Source organism: Rhizobium favelukesii, assembly GCF_000577275.2.
Classification (GTDB): domain Bacteria; phylum Pseudomonadota; class Alphaproteobacteria; order Rhizobiales; family Rhizobiaceae; genus Rhizobium; species Rhizobium favelukesii.
Genome location: NZ_HG916852.1, coordinates 3,065,301 through 3,079,569, shown reverse-complemented (window position 1 = coordinate 3,079,569; position 14,269 = coordinate 3,065,301). Strand labels below are relative to the sequence as shown.

Below are 14,269 nucleotides of genomic sequence, written 5' to 3'. Positions count from 1 at the left end.
CATGATGACGAACCGGGAGGCGGGCGACGAGAACGGTCCCTATCCACAATCATCTCTACCTCGAAGAATATCATTGTATTCTAATCGATAGGATGTTATCTAATTTCATGACGACGAATCTGAAACAAACGTGGGCCGAGTTCGCACCCTTGCTTATGATCTGTGGGCGCGGGTGGCGCCGGGCTTTGAACGCCGTGCTGACCGAGCACAGCCTGTCTGACGCGAGCGCTGCACCCTTGATAGCGCTGCTTCGACATGGCGACCGGATACCGCAGGGCGTTCTGGCCGAAAGGGTCGGTGTGGAAGGCCCGACCCTTGTGCGAGTTCTCGACAGTTTGGAAAATGACGGCTTGATCTGCCGGGTTCCGGATGAGGCGGACCGGCGCATCAAGCTGGTGCAACTCACCGGAGGAGGCACAGCGGTCGCCGAGCGCGCCGAGAGCTGTGCGGCGGAGCTGCGAGCACAGATCCTTGGCGACCTTGATCCTGAACAGGTCGAGGCCGCCCTGGAGGTCCTGCGCGCCATCGCGGCGAAGACCGCGACGTTATCCGGAATACAGGAAAATGACGAGTAGCAAGAACACGATCGATCCCAGCCTGGGAGACGTCGTTTTTTCCATCAAGACCTTCGCGGCGGCGATGCTCGCACTTGGCATTGCGCTTTGCTTCGACCTGACGAATCCCTATTGGGCGGTGGGCACGGTTTACATCGTTGCCCATCCCCTGTCGGGTGCCAGCACGTCGAAGGCGCTCTATCGCCTGATCGGTACCGCGCTCGGCGGAACCGTTACGGTGATCCTGATCCCGAACCTCGTCAATTCGCCGGAACTGCTGACGCTCGCGATCGCGCTGTGGATGGCCTTTTGCCTTGGCGTCAGCCTGCTCGACCGGACACCGCGCAGCTACAGTTTCATGCTCGCCGGATATACGACCGCTCTGACCGGCTTCCCGATTGTCGCAAACCCGGATACCGCTTTCACCTATGCAACTGCCCGCGTCGAGGAAATCGCGCTCGGCATCATCTGTGCGGCGGTCGTCAATCGCATTTTCTTTCCCAGGCATGCCGGGCCGGTTCTGGCTGCTCGCATCAATGCGTGGCTGCGCGATGGCGCCGAACTCGCGATCGGCACGCTGAACGGCAGGGGACGGGATCCCTCGCTTCTGGCCGCTGCCCGCCGGCTCGCTGCCGATGCGGTCGATCTCCACAGCTTTACCACCCACGTCGCTTATGACACTTCGGCGCTGCGCGATATCGTCGGTCGCACCAGAATGTTGCAGCAGCGCATGGTCGCGATGCTGCCGATTGTTTCGGGTTTGGCCGACGTGCTGCACGCGCTCGAGAAGGCAACGGCGGGCAAATTCACGCCTGCCATTGCTGCACTGGTAAGCGAAGCCACGGCACTGCTTGAAAGCGGCGCGCCCCTTGCCGAGGACAAGCGCCAGCAGTTCCTTGCCCTGAGGGCGAAGGCCGAGGAGGAGGGGCGCGAACAACAGGAGTGGAACGGGCTGCTTGCTCATAATCTCACCGCCCGCATCCGCGATCTCGTGCAGATATGGGGAGACTGTCTCAGCCTCCGCCAGGATATCGGTTCGGGGTCCCATCACGATCTTCGTTGGCGCCGGTTCGGCACGTCCTTCGATCGGGCACCAATTCACAAGGACTACGGCATGGCCATTCACTCGGGCCTGTCCGTGATGTTGGCGACGTTCATTGCGACGGCGCTCTGGATCTATACCGGTTGGCCTCAGGGCAGCGCGGCTGCGATGATGGCCGGTGTGCTCTGCTGCATCTTTTCGTCGATGGATGATCCTGCCCCGATGATGATCAAATTCGTAAACGTCGCGATCGTGACGGTGATTGCAGCTTTCGTCTTCGAGTACGGCCTGATGCCGCTGATCCACAGCTATGTCGAACTCGCTGCCGCACTCGGGTTGATGCTCGTGCCGGCGGGGCTCCTGATGACCAGGCCGTCCCTTGCTCTCTACGGCATGGGCTTTTGCGTGAATCTGCCGAACATGCTGACGCTGCAGGACCGCCTGAATCTGGATCTTGCCTCTTTCGTCAATTCGAATGGGGCAATGATCATCGGAATGGTGATTGCTTGCGGAACGACAGTTCTCGTTCGCTCGGTAGGCGCTGAATGGACGGCCTACCGGCTGCTGCGGTCCGGCTGGACCGATATCGTTGCCGCCGCACGTCGTCCCGAGGAGGTCGATTTCACGAAATTGCTTTACCGGATGGTCGATCGCCTCGGCCTCGTCGCGCCGCGTCTCGCGATGATCCCGGCCGAGTCCGCCATCGCACAGACCGATATCCTGCGGGATCTGCGCAATGGCCTCAACACGCTCGATCTGCAACGCCACAAGCAATTGGTATCGCGCGACAAACGCGAGCCGATCGAGACCGTGTTGTCGGGCATTGCAGCGCATTATCAGCGCAAGCAGCAGAGCCGCGACGCCCAACCCGACGAAAACCTGCTCAAAACGTTGGACCAGTCGCTCGCCGCATTGGTCGGGGCCGGCAGCTCTTCGGCGATCGAAGGCGCACGCCGCTCCATGACCGCGCTCCGATACACCCTCTACCCTGATGCAGCCTGCCTCCCTCAGATCGCTGCGGCTGGCGGGGGAGGAAGAACTGCAAAGGAACATGCCGCATGAGGCCTGATATCGATATTTACGGGGTCTTCATCCCGACGCTCGCAGCGATCGCATTCGCAGCCTACCTCCTCAATGCCATCCTGCGGCGGTTGCTGGCTTCCGTCGGCTTCTATCGACTGGTCTGGCATCGGCCGCTCTTCGATACGGCCATGTATTTCTGCCTGCTTGGCGCCATCGCGCTGTCTTTGAACAAGGTGTCATTATGAAATCGCTTCTCGCTCATTCCGGTCGTTTCCTGCTCACCGGCGCCTTCGTTGCCCTGGCCGGAGTGCTCGGCTGGCATCTGTGGGATTACTACATGGACGAGCCCTGGACGCGGGACGGCAAGGTCCGCGCCGACGTCGTACGGCTCGCTGCCGATGTCTCCGGGATCGTCAGTGACGTGTATACAAAGGACAATCAGCCCGTCCGCAAGGGTGATGTGATCTTCCGCATCGACCAGGCGCGCTTTACCCTCGCCCTGCGTCAGGCCGAAACGCAGATGGAGAGCAGCAAGGCGGCGCTCGATATGGCAAGAAGCGATCTCGAGCTTTATCGCAAACTCGGCGAGAGCTCCGTGACGCGGCAGAAGATCCAGCAGGCCGAAACAACCGTCCAACAGGACGAAGCCGCCTATAACCAAGCCGTCATCAGCCGCGACACCGCAAAGCTCAATCTGGACCGCTCAGTGGTGCGTGCGCCGGTCAATGGTGTGCTGACCAACTTCTCCATGAAGCCCGGCAATTATGTAGCGGCTGGCACTGCTGTGACCGCGTTGATCGACAGCGATTCCTATTACGTGGCGGGCTATTTCGAAGAGAATAAGCTGGACCGCATCAAGATCGGCGATCCCGCGCTCGTCTATCTGATGGGCAGCAAGACGCCTCTCAAGGGGCATGTCGACGGCATCGCCGGCGGCATCGAGGACCGGGAGCGAAGCGATTCCGGCGCCCAGCTCGCCAATGTTACCCCGACTTTCACCTGGGTTCGGCTGGCTCAGCGCGTGCCGGTACGTGTGGCGCTCGATGCGCTGCCCGACGACACGGCCCTCGTCGCCGGTCTCACGGCAAGCGTCACCATCGTCAATTGATCGAGGCGGCTCCAGGAGCCGCCTTCGCAACCTGTAAGTTCACCGGTCCGGGCGTCCCACCGATGACCGGCAACAAGGATCCGACCCGGCAAAGCCGCTCGGCCCAGAAAAAGAAAATGGACGCCCGGTTCCAGGAGACAGCCGTGGACGATCGCCACGTCATAGAAATCACCGCCTGGCTCATGCAGAGCGGGCTCAAGGGCGTGGCGGAAGCAGACCTGCTCGCCGGCTTTTGCGAACAGTGCCGCATCAATGGACTTCCGATCGAGCGTTCCGTGGCCGTCATGGACACGCTGCACCCGATCTATGAACGGCGCGCGTTCCGCTGGGACAGCAGGGAGGCGATTGAGCGCGTGTCGGAATACGGCTTCGCCGGCCCCGGCGCGATTGCCGACAATTGGCTTCGTTCCGCATTTCACCATCTGGAAACGACAGGATTTGGAGAGCTCCGCAGAAACCTGAACAATAGTGATCCGGCCGATTTTTATCTGCTTGACGATTTGAAGGCCGCGGGTTTCACGGACTTCATCGCCATGGCGCATCGGTTCGGAGACGGTGGGACGATCGGCGAAATCGACTGCTTTTTCTCGCACTTCGCCACGCGATCCAACGAGGGTTTTACAGACAGCGATATCGCCGTGTTGCGCGATCTGCTGCCCTGTCTGGCGTTGGCGGTCAAATGCGTGACGATCAGCGGCGTGGCGGGCACGATTGCCAAAGTCTACCTCGGGCAGGATGCGGCCAACCAGGTACTTCACGGTAAGATCACCCGCGGCAAAAGCGAGCGCATCTCGGCGGCGCTCTGGTTTTCCGATCTCGCCAATTTCACGCATATCTCCGACACCGTCGACCCGGAAGAGATCATTCCGATGCTCAATGATTATGCCGACGCAGTGATCTCGTCGGTCCAGGAAGCCGGCGGCGAAGTGCTCAAGCTGATGGGGGACGGGACACTGGCCATCTTCAAGGGCCGGCGTTCGAGCGAGGCTTGTTGTGCGGCGCTCAACGCCCGCTCGCTGCTCGACAAGCGCCTGCTCGATCTGAACGCGCAGCGCCGCATCGAGGGCCGGCCTGTGACCGACGTCTATCTCGGCCTTCACCTCGGCGAGGTCTTCTACGGCAATATCGGCAGCGAGGATCGGCTTGATTTTACGGTCATCGGGCCAGCGGTGAACGAAGTCAGCCGCATCGTCTCTCTCTGTCGGTCGCTACAGCGCCGGCTGCTGATGTCGGCCAGCTTTGTGGCGATCATTCCACCGCCGCAGATGGACAGCCTGCATTCGATAGGGCTGCATGCACTACGAGGCGTCAATCGCGCGCAGGAGCTCTTCACGCTGATGCCAGTTTGAGGGCAACGCGCACGCGCCTATCGCAACGAATTTGAGTATGCCCCGATCCGCCTGTGACTGGTACGGTGGCCGATCAATACTCGGCCGAGTTCAGCAAGTTTTGCTGCAGGCGCGTTGGTTCCATGCGAGTGCACGACTGTAAATGCCGACGCAACAGGGGGCCGGCGTCAGCTGTTAAAGCGGTCTGTTACCGTTGCGTACTTCCACCGTATCGCCAGGTCGATAAAGTGGCATGAAACGAAGCCGACCGAAGCCGGGGTGGTCTTCATGGGCAAGGAATACGACAAGGCAAGAACGCCTACTGGCGCTGAGCGGCGAGGCCTGCGCCGTCTGATGCTGAAGCTGCCCGCGGTCCGCGGGCAACTTCAACTGATCGGAGAGAAGTCGGAATCTCTTGGCAGCCTTTGCGAAGCCTATGAAGATGCGAGTTCCATGCTCGATCGGTTGAGAAGTGTTGTCGCAGATACGAACCACGCGATGGTCCATGAGTATGAAATCGTCTGTGCAGAGATAGAGGCAGATGTCGTCAAGTACTGTCTTGAGCGCGGAGACGGCTTCCTGGATTAGGACCAGTGGCAGCGCCGGCCTTGATCGCGTTTCGGTTTTGTTAGCATTTCGTGTTGCAACCTCTTGTTTTCTGCGCGATTACCCCATCTGTTCTACTTGGCATTGAGCATCGCGCAGCAGGGGCGGCAGTGATGAAGGCTGAAGAACAGCATGGCGGGGATCACGAAGTCGCATGCCCGCAAGCCCGCGCAGAGCTGGACCGTCTGCTCGCCGACGAGCGGTTTAGGGCCACCGAAAGAAGCCGGAGCATCCTCAGATATATCGTGGAACGGCAATTCGCCGGTTGTGCGGAGGGTGTGAAAGCCTTTTCTATCGCCGTCGATGTGCTTGGCCGACAAAGCAATTTCGATCCGTCGCTCGATCCCATCGTCCGCATTGAGCTCAGCCGGTTGCGATCCTCTCTCAGCCAGTATTACGAGGCTTTCGGGGAGGAGGGTGGTGTCACAGTTCAGTTGCCGAGGGGGCGCTACGTTGCCGTTTTCACGCGGTCTACGGGGGGCTTCCCACACATCTATGATCGAGAGCATCCCGCAACTGCCTGCGGAAAACCCGCAGATCTCGTTCTCGAGCAAGCTCCCTCAGCGGTTGTGCCCGCTGTCCCGGCCCGACCCTGGGTGACGGCCGCAACTCTGGGGCTGCTGATGATTGCCGCCGTGGCCGGCGGTGTCGCCGTTTATGCGTCGCGCCCCGTCACGACGGCCAAGCCTACCGTCGCAGTCACCCTGACCGCGGTCGATGAGGGGTTGCGCGGCGAGGCCTCTGTCACTCGGGACATGCTGCTGACCGCCCTTACGCAATTTCAGACATTGACCGTTTCGCAAGCCCAACGACGTGAACGCCCGCTTGCCTCCGTGTTGCGTCCGGCCAAGTCGAACGCCTATGCAATCGACATGAAGTATTATGGTGATGGCGACGACCGCAGCATCTGGTGGCAGATCGTGGACACTGCGACGGGCGACCTTCTCAAATCCGGCCTTGAAAGCGTCGACACCAGTGGCAGGACGGTTGCAGCGGTCCGAGATGAACTGGTTGCCCAACTCGCACGCCGCTTCGCTGCGACACGCGGCGTCATCAACAATATCGAAACGTACACCGCCTCTGAGGGATCGCTTGGCAATGCATGCGTGCTTCGGGCCGAATACCAGTTGGACGATGGCAAGGCATCGAGCTTCGCACGCACGATCGATTGCTTGGAGCGAACAATCGCAGCAAACAGTTTTGATGCCGACGCAACGGCAGCGCTCTCGGCGTTGCTGGCGGCGGCGCAGGCGGAGGCTGCCGACGACAGCAAGATCGCACGTGCGCTCGAGCTTGCCAGTCGGGCAGTCTCCTTGGCACCGCTCTCCGATCGGGCTCACGTCGCTCTGATGTTGTCACAATTCTACAGTGGACGGGTCGACGCGGCGATCGCTGCGGGCAACCGCGCGCTGGCGCTCAACCCCAACAACCCCGATGCAGCGGCAAAACTTGGTCTCGTGCTGTTCCAGTCAGGCTATTTCGATGCGGGTGTTTCTCTTGCGCGGGATGCCGGCCGATCAGTTGATGTCGTTCCACGCGACGCGGTTCTCGTGCTCGCATTGGACGCTTACCGACGAAAGGATTGGTCGGAGGCCTCGCTGTTGTGCGAGCAGGTCAGTGACAGTACTTTCCTGATTAGCATCCTCCGGGTTGCTGCACTCGGGCAGCTTGGGTCGGATGAAGCGGTGCAGCGACTTGCCGAGCTCCGCCAGCTTGCGCCGGACTTCGAGACGACCTTCCGTGAGAAAATGGCGCCCAGACGCTATCAGCCGGTACTTTCCGCGGCCATCGAAGAAGGGCTGACGAAAGCGGGTGCCCGCTTCAAGACCGAGGGTTTGGCGACCGCCTTTTAGCGACGCAGGATCGTCCATGGCGGTCGCGCAGCGAGGTTCGGCAGACAAGCTCACACGATGATCACGGCGTGCGACAACACAGGCGCCTAGCCTCTTGCATTTGCCCACTGCCCCGCTGGATCGATGTTGCAGCTTCAGTCGATCTCACCAAGCACAACATAGGTGCGATCGCCAAGCTCGATCTCGGTCATGGCGGCATTTGCGCCGTCGGCACAGCCCCTTGGGGTGAAATGTTCCGGGAGCATCGCCGCGGCGACCGCCGAGATCTCGTGCTTTGCTAGAATGTCGAGCTGGCTTGATCGCCAGAACGTGACAAGCTCAATGGTCTCACTGCCTGCCAAAACGATCGACCAGCAACTTTCACCTGCCGCATACTCGGTCGTGTCGAGGTGCGCATTGACCTTGTGCGCCATTGCAACGTCGTTTCCCACGTGGTCCTGATATGGATAAAGGACACAAACCAAAGCGGCCTCGAAACTCGACAAATTCGAACCCGGAATGGCTTTGCCAACGGCGATGGAGCGAAGCTGGCTTCGTCTATAACCTCCGGCGCCCGGCTCACATCGGCCATGCCGAACAACTGCGGCAATGAGAGTGCCAAAACAGTCGCAACACTGGATGAAGATCTCCGCGCCAACTCAACTCATGAAACGCGGCCTCGTCTACGCTGTCAACCGCCGTCCAATGTTGGCCGGATGAACCTCGAGTAGGCGTTCGACGCAGGGACAGCTTGCGCCCGGCCGCTGATCTCGGCTTTTTTCTTTACCTGCGAGAGGGGGACGTCGGTGCGGATCAGGCCGCGGTCGTAAAGATAGTCCGGCAGGTAGCCGGATACGATAATGCGCCAGTCGAGCGGGATGCCAGGGTCGATCAGCCGGGCGAGCTTGAAGACGATGGTCGTGCAGTTTGCCGTGATCGTCTGATAGAATTCGGGCTGCACCGAAAGCGCGTTGGCCTTCTCGAGATAGGACAGGAAGAGCGTGCGTGCTACCTTTGCGGAGACTTGAAGAGGATAGAGTGACACGGTTTCCCGGCGGATGTTGGTGCGTAGCCGGACGATGTCGTTTTCTTCGGCCGCAATCAGGACCAGTTCGAACTCCTTGAAGAAGCCGCCGATCTCCGAAAACGCTTCGCCTCGTTCCTTTCGGATCTCTGCCGAGAATACGACGTAGCGACCGTCCGCAAAACCAAAGCTGACGAGGGTATGAGCAATTGCCGGATTGCTCCAGACCGAGTTAAGCAGGTCCACTGACTGTAGCGAAGCGAGATCATACGTCCCGGTTTGCCAAACCGGGTCGAAGTCTTCGGTCGTCCGCCATCGAAAACTCCGGATATTGTGCAGTGTGATCTCATCGCCTGCTATCGTTGCGGTGACGCCGTGGGCAACGTCGGTCGCCCAGTCCCGATCATTGCTTGGCTTGATGCTGCTCCACCAGTAGGAAACCGCCAGCATTGCTGCGAGCACAAGCACACCAACGAGCAGCGGCCGCCGCCTGACGGTCAGAATGGTGATCAGTCCGGTGAGCAAGCCGGCGGCGATGATCGGCCATTTCCATGGAGACGGGGCCTGGTAGAAAGCGGCGAGGGCAAACCATCCCGTGAAGGCGGTGACTGCCAGCCGGAAGGTGAACCGAGTGATGAGTGCCAGAACTCGCCATTTCCGAGGCGGTGGCGCAGTTGAGATGATTGCCAATGTTTCGCCCTCGCGAATGCGCCAGCCTGCCAATCAGGAGGAGTAGTATCGCGCGGCCTCGCAGCAACCGCAAACCATCGGAAGAACCGACCTCAGCTTCGAAAGCGGCCCCGATCCCACCCTCGGTGCGAGCAGGGCCGCCGCTGCGGATCATGTGGATGCGGCTTCGCTCGGGCTGCCTGAGAGCGCCTTGCGCAGCCGCTCCTCCTGATCCGGCGCCAGCGAGGTTTTCAGGACGCGGCCACGCAGCCCCTGGAGCTCGGCGAGAACCTTCTCCGGTTGCGCTTTGCGCACGAGGACGAAGAGAGCGGAGGAGGAATTCGGTATCGTCCCGCCAAGAGACTTGATGAACTCGTCGTCGATGCCATAGTCGGCGAGCGAGCCGGAGATCGCGCCGGTGCCTGCGCCGACGAGGCCGCCGATCGCAAAGCCCGCGAGCGGATTGAGGAATAGCAAGCCGACGAGGCCGCCCCAGAGAGAGCCGGACAACAGGCCCGACGTGGCGCCGATTGCTGTCAGGTTGAGGCTCTGCTTGAGATGGACCTTGCCGGCCTCGTCGCGGACCACAACGACAGCATCTTCGAGATCGACGAGGTATTCCTTCTTCAGGTTGTGCAACTTCAGCAGCACCTTGTCTGCTTCATCCATGGCATCAAAGCCGATCACGACGAGTTCCGACATTGTCCGTTCCTTTCGTTTGATAGCGAGGGTATGGAGCACCCGGCCGGCAGAAGCGCCAGCTGGGACCTATTGATCGAACGCGTAAATCTTCTTCCAGTCGGCCTTCATGTCGACGAGCAGCCAGTTGCGTGCAGCAGCCTCGTCAAGCGCCCTGTCGAGCCTTCCGAAGTCAGATTTGCGATCATATGCGTATTCCCGATCTGCATCGGTATGATGAATGATCATTGCGAAGTGAGGCCCTTGGCCAGCCATCACCCAGCGCAGCATTTCATAGTCTCCGTCCGAATTGCCGGCGGCAAAGACCGGGCGCCTGCCGATGAACTTGTTGATGCCCACGGGCTTGCCGGGGCCATCATCGACGAAATCGATCTTCAAGAGCCGGTTCAGGACCGGCGTGTCGTCGACCAGCGCATATTGCGTCGTAATCGTGCTGCCGACGACCTGTTCAGGCGGGATGCCGTATGCCTTCTCGGTCATCGGGCGCATGAACTCGACGCCGCCGCCCGAGACGATGAACGTCTTGAACCCCTTTGCACGCAGGTAGTCCAGCACTTCGTGCATGGGCAGGAATGTCATCTCGTTGTATGGCTTGCCGGTCTTCGGGTGTCTTGCTGTGGAAAACCAGTCGTTGACGATCTTGCGGAAATCCTCGCTCGTCATGCCGGCATGGGTCTCCATCGCAAGCTCGACGATGCCCCGTTCGCCGCTCTTGGCGATGCCCTTGAGATCGCCAGCGAGGATCGACTTGAAGGGCTCCTTCTCCTTCCACTCTGGATGCTCCGGGGCGAGCGCCTTGACCCGATCCAGTATGAAGCCAAGCTGAAAATAAAATGGCTGCTCGGTCCAGAGCGTACCATCGTTGTCGAAGACGGCGATACGGTCCTCGGGCGCCACGTAGTCGGCGCCGCCCTCCGTGGTGACCTTGTTGACGAAGTCCACGATTGCCTGCTTCGACTTGCCGTCATTCCAGGAAGGAAGCTCCTGCGCGAATGCGCTCACCGGGAGCAGCAGGAAAAGCAGGAAGACGCGCACAGATCGAGACATCGAGATGCTCCCAGTCAGGTTGCAACGCGCTTGATGCAGCGAAAGCCGACATGGCTGGTCGAGGTGTCTTCCGGCTCGGCGTGACGAGCGGCCGGGCGATAGCGGCGGCAATAGTTCGGGGCGCAAAGATGCGAGCCACCCTTTAATACGCGCCTCGGGATGAGAATGTTCGGTTGGTTGGGATCGTAGCTCGCCTCTTTCCCGCCGCCGCGGGGGTTCTCTGGGATGCAACAGGCTTTCGGCGCGGGTTCCGGATGGCGCGTGGACCAGTAGTCCGACGTCCACTCCCAGACGTTGCCGATCAGGTCATAGGCGCCGTAGCCGTTGGGCGGAAAGGAACGCACGGGCGTTGTTCGGTCCTTACCTGCAAGCTTCGTGCTGTGCGTCGGGAACGTGCCTTGCCACGTGTTGGCCATCGCAACACCGTTGGGCATGAGTTCGTCGCCCCAGGCAAACTCAGTGTCGTCAAGCCCACCGCGGGCAGCGAGTTCCCACTCGGCTTCCGTCGGCAGGTCCATTCCCGCCCATTCGGCATAGGCCTTCGCATCGCAATATGCGACGTGAACGACTGGATGGTCGAGCTTGCCGCGGAGATCGCTCAGCCCGCCATAGGGCCGCCGCCAGTTGACGCCGAACTTGAATTTCCACCACTGCCCGATGTCCGTGCCGGTCACCGATTTCGGCGGTGTGAAGACGAGAGATCCGGCCCGCAGCATGTTCGGCAGGGCGCCGGGATAATCTTTCGGGTCTGGCGTTTTCTCGGCGAGGGTAACATGGCCGGTCGCCTTGACGAATTCCTGGAATTTGCGGTTCGTGACAGGCGTCGCCTCGATCCAGAAGCCGTCGACGGTAACAGGATGAGCCGGGGCCTCTTCCGGGTAGTGCTCGTTGGAACCCATCACGAAGGTCCGGCCAGGTATCCAGACGAGGTCGCCATTGTCGTCGCCCTGACGTTGCTGCCGGTGTGCTGTGTCATATGCCAGTGCCATCGTCGCCTCCGAAAGCCTGCCCGAGTATCGCCACATGTTGCGTCACCCGTAAGTACGTTACGGTAACACGCCTTCCACAAAACGTTACATCAGGCGTAAATCTGCTGCTCCAGCCTCAGGATTCAACGCGGGTAGTGAATTTCCGCGCGTCGTGCGGGGCGTGTCTCGCTGCGCCCGCCTGTTTCGCGTCATCGCGGTCGCCAGCGCCGCTCGATCGAGCGTAGCTGCTCGGTCGCGGCGGGATCATCATCGCCTGCGTATTCCCGGCGAAGACGACCACGGTTCGTACCGGGGCTTCGCTTGCCTTGAGGTTGGCGCGATCGCGATCGAACGACTGTGTGATGGTGACGCCGCGGACCGCGAAAGGAAGCGCGTCGCTGTCGCTGCCGGTTGGGCAGCCAGCTGGGAACTGCGTCGGTGGCAACTGTGCGGTGCCTCGAGCGAACTTGCCGTCATCGGAGGAGCTGAATTTAATCGTTGCGGGAGGCAGCGTGAAGGTGCCCGTCGTCTATCGAGGCTATCGGCGCGTGCTGTCATGGCTCCACCGTGAACAAGATCGAGCGGGCCGCTCAAAAAGCCAACCCGCTCATGGCGCTTTGCTATTTCCCGACGGCTGGGCCTTGATCCACACTGCGCATCAGGGCGTCGACCATCTGGTCGATACTGAAGCTCGCCGAGCGCTGGCTCGGAGGATAATCCTTGAATGTCTGCAGGAAGGGAGCGACCCGGTAGACGCCGTATTGGATGAGATAGGCGTTCTGCGCCAGCCAGTCGTAATACTGGTCGGAGACGGTATCCGCTCGCTCGTAGGGGTCCATGCGCAGGTTGAAGACCTTGGGCGCGCGCAGGCAGGTGAACGGGTTTGCCCAGACCTGGAAGCCTCCTGGCTCTCGCTGTTCGCAAAAGACGATCTTCCAGTTGCCATAGCGATAAGCAACCAATTCCCCGTCATCGTTGAAATAGTTGAAGTCCTCGCGTCCCGACTTCGGCTGCTGCCCCGTCAGGTAGGGAAGCTGGTTGTAGCCGTCGAGATGGACCTTGAACTGGTTGCCGTTGATGCTCGCACCATTGACAAGCCGTTCCTTGATGTCGGTATCGCCGGCTGCTGCAAGCGGGGTCGGGAACCAGTCAAGTCCGGACATCATCTCATTCGACACTTCGCCCGCCTTGATGTGACCGGGCCAACGAACCATCGCGGGAACGCGGAATGCGCCTTCCCAGTTGGTGTCCTTTTCGCTTCGGAACGACGTCGTCGCCGCATCCGGCCATGACCATTGGTTGGGACCATTGTCCGTCGTATAGACGACGATCGTGTTGTCCGCGATTTTGAGATCGTCCAGCGTCTTCAGCAGTTTGCCGACATCGCCGTCGTGCTCGATCATGCCGTCGGCGTATTCGTTGCCCGGCATGCCACTTTGGCCCTGCATCGGTTCTCGAACATGCGTGAACGCGTGCATGCGGGTGGTGTTCATCCAGGTAAAGAAGGGCTTTCCTTCCTTGGCCTGCCGCTGGATGAAATCGATGGCCGCAGCAGTCGTTTCATCGTCGATCGTTTCCATCCGCTTGCGGTTCAGCGCACCGGTATCCTCGACCCTGCCATCCGCGAAGGAATGCAGCACGCCGCGCGGCGAATTGGCCTTCACGAATTCCTGGTCGTTCTTCGGATAGTAGGGACGCTCCGGCTCTTCCTCGGCATTCAGATGATAGAGGTTGCCGAAAAACTCGTCGAAACCGTGCTTCGTGGGCAGGAATTCGTCGCGGTCGCCAAGATGGTTCTTGCCAAACTGGCCCGTTGCGTAACCAAGCGGCTTTAGCGCCTGTGCGATGGTAATGTCACGCGCCTGCAGACCGACCGTCGCTCCGGGGATGCCTACCTTGCAAAGACCCGTTCGAAGGCAGACCTGCCCGGTGATGAATGTCGAGCGACCGGCCGTGCAGCTGTTTTCGGCATAGTAGTCCGTGAACAGCGTGCCTTCCTTGGCAATGCGGTCGATATTGGGCGTCTTGTAGCCCACGACCCCCATCGAATAGGCGCTGATGTTGGTCTGGCCGATGTCGTCGCCGAAGATGACCAGGATGTTCGGTTTGGCCGTATTCTGGGCAGGTGCCGCCTGCTGCGCTTGAGCAGCCCCATAGCTGAGCGAGGTGGAGGCCAGCGCTATGGCAAGCCCTGCGCCGGCGCGCCGAAGCCGCATTGAGAGAGATGCACTCATAGCGATCTCCCTTTTCCCTGCATGTCATTCAACATTTACGCTCTCCTTGTGGAGCAGGCCAAGACGGCACTGCTGAACGGTCGTCGCGTTTTCGACGACCGCACGGTCCCACTGAAAGCGTCACCCGGTAAGTAC

The 14,269-nt window shown here is 60.5% G+C and carries 14 protein-coding genes; 7 read left to right on the top strand and 7 right to left on the bottom strand.

The annotated features are described in order from the left end of the window. Nucleotides 1–107 precede the first annotated feature (107 nt). From LPU83_RS53815 to LPU83_RS53785, 7 genes are all read left to right on the top strand, one after another. Nucleotides 108–575: a MarR family winged helix-turn-helix transcriptional regulator gene (locus LPU83_RS53815; protein ID WP_037070338.1), complete on the top strand. Its 468-nt coding sequence runs from the start codon at nucleotides 108–110 to the stop codon at nucleotides 573–575. Beyond that, complete coding sequence (locus LPU83_RS53810) at nucleotides 565–2,658, top strand: FUSC family protein (RefSeq protein ID WP_024318040.1); 2,094 nt, start codon at nucleotides 565–567, stop codon at nucleotides 2,656–2,658. Before LPU83_RS53815 ends, LPU83_RS53810 begins: the two co-directional genes overlap by 11 nt. Beyond that, entirely contained in the window at nucleotides 2,655–2,864 is a 210-nt protein-coding gene (locus LPU83_RS53805) for a DUF1656 domain-containing protein (RefSeq protein ID WP_024318041.1), read from the top strand. The genes LPU83_RS53810 and LPU83_RS53805 overlap by 4 nt, the downstream gene beginning before the upstream one ends. After that, nucleotides 2,861–3,727: an efflux RND transporter periplasmic adaptor subunit gene (locus tag LPU83_RS53800; protein ID WP_024318042.1), complete on the top strand. Its 867-nt coding sequence runs from the start codon at nucleotides 2,861–2,863 to the stop codon at nucleotides 3,725–3,727. Before LPU83_RS53805 ends, LPU83_RS53800 begins: the two co-directional genes overlap by 4 nt. Nucleotides 3,728–3,870: 143 nt before the next feature. Beyond that, nucleotides 3,871–5,076: an adenylate/guanylate cyclase domain-containing protein gene (locus LPU83_RS53795; protein ID WP_037070336.1), complete on the top strand. Its 1,206-nt coding sequence runs from the start codon at nucleotides 3,871–3,873 to the stop codon at nucleotides 5,074–5,076. 267 nt (nucleotides 5,077–5,343) lie between these two features. Next, the gene (locus tag LPU83_RS53790; RefSeq protein ID WP_024318044.1) at nucleotides 5,344–5,643 is read left to right on the top strand and encodes a hypothetical protein; all 300 of its coding nucleotides are present in this window, start codon (nucleotides 5,344–5,346) and stop codon (nucleotides 5,641–5,643) included. Nucleotides 5,644–5,774: 131 nt separating this feature from the next. After that, nucleotides 5,775–7,514 (top strand): tetratricopeptide repeat protein, encoded by a 1,740-nt coding sequence (locus LPU83_RS53785; protein ID WP_024318045.1) that lies wholly within the window; start codon nucleotides 5,775–5,777, stop codon nucleotides 7,512–7,514. Nucleotides 7,515–7,648: 134 nt separating this feature from the next. Here LPU83_RS53785 and LPU83_RS53780 read toward each other — a convergent pair whose 3' ends face one another. From LPU83_RS53780 to LPU83_RS53750, 7 genes are all read right to left on the bottom strand, one after another. After that, the gene (locus tag LPU83_RS53780; protein ID WP_051166746.1) at nucleotides 7,649–7,927 is read right to left on the bottom strand and encodes a hypothetical protein; all 279 of its coding nucleotides are present in this window, start codon (nucleotides 7,925–7,927) and stop codon (nucleotides 7,649–7,651) included. A 257-nt stretch (nucleotides 7,928–8,184) separates the two neighbouring features. Beyond that, nucleotides 8,185–9,207, bottom strand: coding sequence for an Lnb N-terminal periplasmic domain-containing protein (locus LPU83_RS53775; protein ID WP_024318047.1), 1,023 nt, complete (start codon nucleotides 9,205–9,207; stop codon nucleotides 8,185–8,187). Between the two features lie 150 nt (nucleotides 9,208–9,357). Beyond that, on the bottom strand, nucleotides 9,358–9,888 hold the full coding sequence (locus tag LPU83_RS53770) for a DUF1269 domain-containing protein (RefSeq protein WP_024318048.1): 531 nt from the start codon (nucleotides 9,886–9,888) through the stop codon (nucleotides 9,358–9,360). Nucleotides 9,889–9,954: 66 nt separating this feature from the next. Then, on the bottom strand, nucleotides 9,955–10,932 hold the full coding sequence (locus LPU83_RS53765) for an HAD family hydrolase (RefSeq protein WP_024318049.1): 978 nt from the start codon (nucleotides 10,930–10,932) through the stop codon (nucleotides 9,955–9,957). 14 nt (nucleotides 10,933–10,946) lie between these two features. Further along, complete coding sequence (locus LPU83_RS53760; protein ID WP_024318050.1) at nucleotides 10,947–11,921, bottom strand: formylglycine-generating enzyme family protein; 975 nt, start codon at nucleotides 11,919–11,921, stop codon at nucleotides 10,947–10,949. A gap of 115 nt (nucleotides 11,922–12,036) precedes the next feature. After that, nucleotides 12,037–12,345 carry a hypothetical protein gene (locus tag LPU83_RS53755; protein ID WP_024318051.1) on the bottom strand — a complete coding sequence of 103 codons (309 nt, stop codon included), beginning with the start codon at nucleotides 12,343–12,345 and terminating at the stop codon, nucleotides 12,037–12,039. A 175-nt stretch (nucleotides 12,346–12,520) separates the two neighbouring features. Further along, nucleotides 12,521–14,134 carry an arylsulfatase gene (locus tag LPU83_RS53750; RefSeq protein ID WP_024318052.1) on the bottom strand — a complete coding sequence of 538 codons (1,614 nt, stop codon included), beginning with the start codon at nucleotides 14,132–14,134 and terminating at the stop codon, nucleotides 12,521–12,523. Between the last annotated feature and the right edge of the window lie 135 nt (nucleotides 14,135–14,269).

What these genes read in the sequence shown, in the direction of transcription:
- LPU83_RS53770 (WP_024318048.1), bottom strand. Translation starts at nt 9,888, where the DNA reads ATGTCGGAACTCGTCGTGATCGGCTTTGATGCCATGGATGAAGCAGAC.
- LPU83_RS53800 (WP_024318042.1), top strand. Translation starts at nt 2,861, where the DNA reads ATGAAATCGCTTCTCGCTCATTCCGGTCGTTTCCTGCTCACCGGCGCC.
- LPU83_RS53765 (WP_024318049.1), bottom strand. Translation starts at nt 10,932, where the DNA reads ATGTCTCGATCTGTGCGCGTCTTCCTGCTTTTCCTGCTGCTCCCGGTG.
- LPU83_RS53780 (WP_051166746.1), bottom strand. Translation starts at nt 7,927, where the DNA reads ATGGCGCACAAGGTCAATGCGCACCTCGACACGACCGAGTATGCGGCA.
- LPU83_RS53815 (WP_037070338.1), top strand. Translation starts at nt 108, where the DNA reads ATGACGACGAATCTGAAACAAACGTGGGCCGAGTTCGCACCCTTGCTT.
- LPU83_RS53760 (WP_024318050.1), bottom strand. Translation starts at nt 11,921, where the DNA reads ATGGCACTGGCATATGACACAGCACACCGGCAGCAACGTCAGGGCGAC.
- LPU83_RS53785 (WP_024318045.1), top strand. Translation starts at nt 5,775, where the DNA reads ATGAAGGCTGAAGAACAGCATGGCGGGGATCACGAAGTCGCATGCCCG.
- LPU83_RS53790 (WP_024318044.1), top strand. Translation starts at nt 5,344, where the DNA reads ATGGGCAAGGAATACGACAAGGCAAGAACGCCTACTGGCGCTGAGCGG.
- LPU83_RS53750 (WP_024318052.1), bottom strand. Translation starts at nt 14,134, where the DNA reads ATGAGTGCATCTCTCTCAATGCGGCTTCGGCGCGCCGGCGCAGGGCTT.
- LPU83_RS53810 (WP_024318040.1), top strand. Translation starts at nt 565, where the DNA reads ATGACGAGTAGCAAGAACACGATCGATCCCAGCCTGGGAGACGTCGTT.
- LPU83_RS53805 (WP_024318041.1), top strand. Translation starts at nt 2,655, where the DNA reads ATGAGGCCTGATATCGATATTTACGGGGTCTTCATCCCGACGCTCGCA.